The organism is Knoellia aerolata DSM 18566 (assembly GCF_000768695.1).
In the GTDB taxonomy this organism is placed as follows: Bacteria; Actinomycetota; Actinomycetes; order Actinomycetales; family Dermatophilaceae; genus Knoellia; species Knoellia aerolata.
The window spans coordinates 1-3,430 of sequence record NZ_AVPL01000119.1 but is presented as its reverse complement, the minus strand read 5'-3'; the positions used below and the strand labels follow the sequence as shown (position 1 = coordinate 3,430).

The 3,430-nt window shown below is 70.4% G+C and carries 2 protein-coding genes and 1 pseudogene; all 3 read left to right on the top strand.

Annotated elements, in window-relative coordinates; all coding sequences use genetic code 11:
• The first annotated feature begins 93 nt into the window (after nt 1-93).
• Nucleotides 94-1,104 carry an FAD-dependent oxidoreductase gene (locus N801_RS18760; protein ID WP_052113312.1) on the top strand — a complete coding sequence of 337 codons (1,011 nt, stop codon included), beginning with the start codon at nt 94-96 and terminating at the stop codon, nt 1,102-1,104.
• Between the two features lie 426 nt (nt 1,105-1,530).
• Nucleotides 1,531-3,054, top strand: coding sequence for a nitronate monooxygenase (locus tag N801_RS18755; protein ID WP_052113311.1), 1,524 nt, complete (start codon nt 1,531-1,533; stop codon nt 3,052-3,054).
• 249 nt (nt 3,055-3,303) lie between these two features.
• A pseudogene (locus N801_RS21660) lies at nt 3,304-3,399 on the top strand (DUF72 domain-containing protein); the annotation flags it as partial.
• Nucleotides 3,400-3,430 lie beyond the last annotated feature (31 nt).

Sequence of the window (3,430 nt, the reverse complement as noted above, 5' to 3'; positions counted from 1 at the left end):
CCCCCGATTGGGATGAGCCATTTATGTGAGAGCTGTTCTCGCGATCCGCCATCTCGACGTTCAACAGACCTTCACCCCGAAGGTGCGGCGTCTATGGTCGCAACCGTGGTGGACACCGAGGTGGTCGTGGTGGGTGGAGGGCTCGCGGGCCTCCGCTGCGGATGGCGGCTTGCGGAGGCGGGCCGCTCGGTCGTCGTCGTCGAGGCGGCGCAGGCAGTCGGCGGCCGCGAGCGCACCGACACGGTAGATGGTTTCCTCCTTGACCGAGGGTTCCAGGTGCTCAACCCGGCGTACCCGGCGGTTCGCCGGTGGGTGGACCTCGATGCCCTTGAGCTGCGGCCCTTCGGTGCCGGGGTGCTCGTCCGCCGCGAGCGCGGCCTCACCGAGCTGTCGCATCCGCTGCGGAACTCGGCGGGTCTGTTGGCGACGTTGCGTAGCGGACTGCTCACCCCTCGGGGTGTGGCCGCCATGGTGCGCTGGGCGGGGCCGGCGCTGGCCGCCCCGCGCCGTGTGGTCGACGGCCCGGATCGGTCGTTGAGCGAGGGCCTGGACCGCGTGGGGCTGGCTGGCCCGCTGCGCGATGAGGTCATCGAGCCCTTCCTCGCTGGGGTGCTCGCCGAGGACCGGGGAGAGACCTCGGAGGCCTTTGCGAAGCTGCTTGTGCGGATGTTCGCGCTGGGTGTGCCTGGCTTGCCGGCACGCGGCATCCGGGCGCTGCCCGAGCAGTTGGCTGCCGCGGCCGTGCGGGCCGGGGCCGACCTCCGGCTGGGCGAGGCGGTCGTCGAGGTGAGCGGCGGGGTGTCCAGCGCGGTCCTCCGACTGGCCGGTGGCGAGCGTTTGGCGGCTCGCGCGGCCGTGGTGGCGGTCGGCCCGGAGGCCGTGGGCGGGCTGCTCGAGGTGCCGCCGCCGCGGACCCGGGGCCTGCAGACGTGGTGGTTCGCGGCGGGCGAGCCCCCGACGGCATCGACCATGATTGCGGTCGACGGCCGGCGCGCGCCGCGCCGTTCGCGCCGTAGCACTTGTTGCGATAGTTGCGTTCGCGGCCGTACCGGCGGTCCGATAACCGGTCGTCGAGTGGTGGATTGGACAAGGCAGACTAGGTGACTTTTCGCCTCGAACAACTTCTTCGCCCTGTCGCGCCGTCTGTGACACCAACGGGCTGAGCCTCGCTCGCAAGGTCTTTCCTTGGCGAGGTCGAGCTAGCCCACTCCGCCGCCATACGGCTACGCCATAGGACTGCTGTTGAAGGTTCGGTTGACACCTAATCTGTGCTCGAAGGACCAAGGACGAGCGGGCGGTGACCAAAAGGCGAGGTTCATCCAGTTGGAAGCCCAGCTTGGCCGCAGGCCGATGCAGTCATGGCAGTCGATGCGTCGATGCCTTCGATGCCGTCGATGCAGACAACATGGGATCAGCGGACCGAGGCTTCGTCTCCGGGCAGGCGTGACAGCCAACGCAAACTTACGCTACCGTAACTTACGGCAACGAAACCTACGGTAGCGTAGGTTTCCCGACGACGAAGGTGGCACCATGGCCGCTCTGCTGACCGAGACCCTCCCCGCTGACCCGGACGCGGCGCACCGCGCCCGCCCGGCGGTCATCCAGGGCGGTATGGGCGTGGCCGTGTCCGGGTGGCGCCTGGCTCGCGAGGTGTCGCGCACCGGCCACCTCGGGGTCGTCTCCGGCACTGCCATGGATGCCGTGATCGCCCGCCGCCTGCAGGACGGCGACCCGGGCGGCCACTACCGCCGGGCGCTCGCCCACTTCCCCGGCCGGGCCATGGCGCAGCGCGTGGTCGACACCTACTTCGTCGAGGGTGGCCGCGACCCCGACACCCCGTACAAGCCGCTGCCCAAGCTGATGATGCACACGGCCCAGGCCGGCCAGGAGCTCGCGGTCGTCGGCAACTTCGCCGAGGTATGGCTCGCCAAGGAGGGCCACGACGGCGTCGTCGGTGTCAACTGCCTCGAGAAGATCCAGCTCGCCACACCGACCGCCATCCTCGGGGCGATGCTCGGCGGCGTCGACTACGTGCTCATGGGCGCCGGCATCCCGCGCGAGGTACCCCAGCTGCTGCGCTCCCTCGCCGCTGGTGAGGTGGGCCGGATCCCGGTCGACGTCGCGGGCGGCACCCTCCAGCGCTTCGTGCAGGTCGACCCGCGCGACCTGCTGGGCGCCGACCTGCCCGAGCTGACCCGGCCCGACTTCCTCGCCATCGTCTCCCTCGACCAGCTCGCCTCGTACATGAACCGGGACGCGGAGATCCGCCCCGACGGCTTCGTCGTCGAGCGCCCCCCGGCCGGGGGACACTCCGCGCCGCCGCGCGGCCGGCTGCAGCTCGACGACAACGGCGAGCCGGTCTACGGAGCGCGCGACGAGGCCGACCTGGACAAGATGGCGGCCATCGGCCTGCCGTTCTGGATGGCCGGGGCCTACGGCACCCCCGACCAGGTGGCGGCTGCGGTGCGGGCCGGTGCCGTCGGCGTGCAGGTCGGCACGCTCTTCGCGCTGTGCTGCGACTCCGGGATCACCGACGCCTCGCGCGAGCAGGTGCTCGACCGGCTACGCGCCGGCGACCTGACGGTGCGCAACGACCCGCGGGCCAGCCCGACCGGCTTCCCGTTCAAGGTGGTCACCTTGGAGGACACGGTGAGCCAGGCCGAGGTCTACGAGGACCGCACCCGGCTGTGCGACCTGTCCTACCTGCGCCAGCCGTTCGAGCGCGCCAACGGCACGATCGGCTACCGCTGCGCCGGCGAGCCGGTGCACATGTACGTCAAGAAGGGCGGCACCGTCGAGGACACCGAGGGCCGCAAGTGCCTGTGCAACGGCCTTACCGCCACCATCGGCATCGGCCAGCACCGCAAGGACGGCTACGACGAACCGGCCCTGGTCACCCTCGGCGAGGACCTCGAGGGAGCCAAGGAACTCATCCGCCGCCACCCCCAGGGCTGGTCGGCCACCGACGCCCTCGCCTACCTCGTCGAGCAGCTGCCGGTCCCAACGCCGCGACCCACGGTGGGTTCTGAAGTGGCGGCCCCGGCAACCACCTGAGCAACCAACCCAACTCGACCCAGGACCAGGCAGCTACCGCGACGACCACCTTGCCGCGGGCACGCCCTCTCGCCACGTGGTCGGCCGGACGCCGGTCCTACGTGGATCATCCCGTCGCCGCCTGTCGGTTATCAAAAGTGTGATCCGCCGAGCGGCGACTCGTGTTGTCGGGCTGCGGTGCGGACACGCAAGCGTTGGGGCCAGCTCTCCCGAGGGTTGGCGCCACAGGCCTGGTGAGATTCTGTTGTCGTGGCGCGGATCGGAACCTCGGGATGGAGCTATGACCACTGGGAGGGCGTGCTCTACCCACCGGGGACCCCCCCCGCGAAACGCCTGGACCTGTACATTGTCAACGTCGGCTGAAAAGGGACCCCGT

Bases quoted from the DNA above. Each gene is read 5' to 3' on its own strand.
- N801_RS18755 (WP_052113311.1), top strand. From the start codon at position 1,531: ATGGCCGCTCTGCTGACCGAGACCCTCCCCGCTGACCCGGACGCGGCG.
- N801_RS18760 (WP_052113312.1), top strand. From the start codon at position 94: ATGGTCGCAACCGTGGTGGACACCGAGGTGGTCGTGGTGGGTGGAGGG.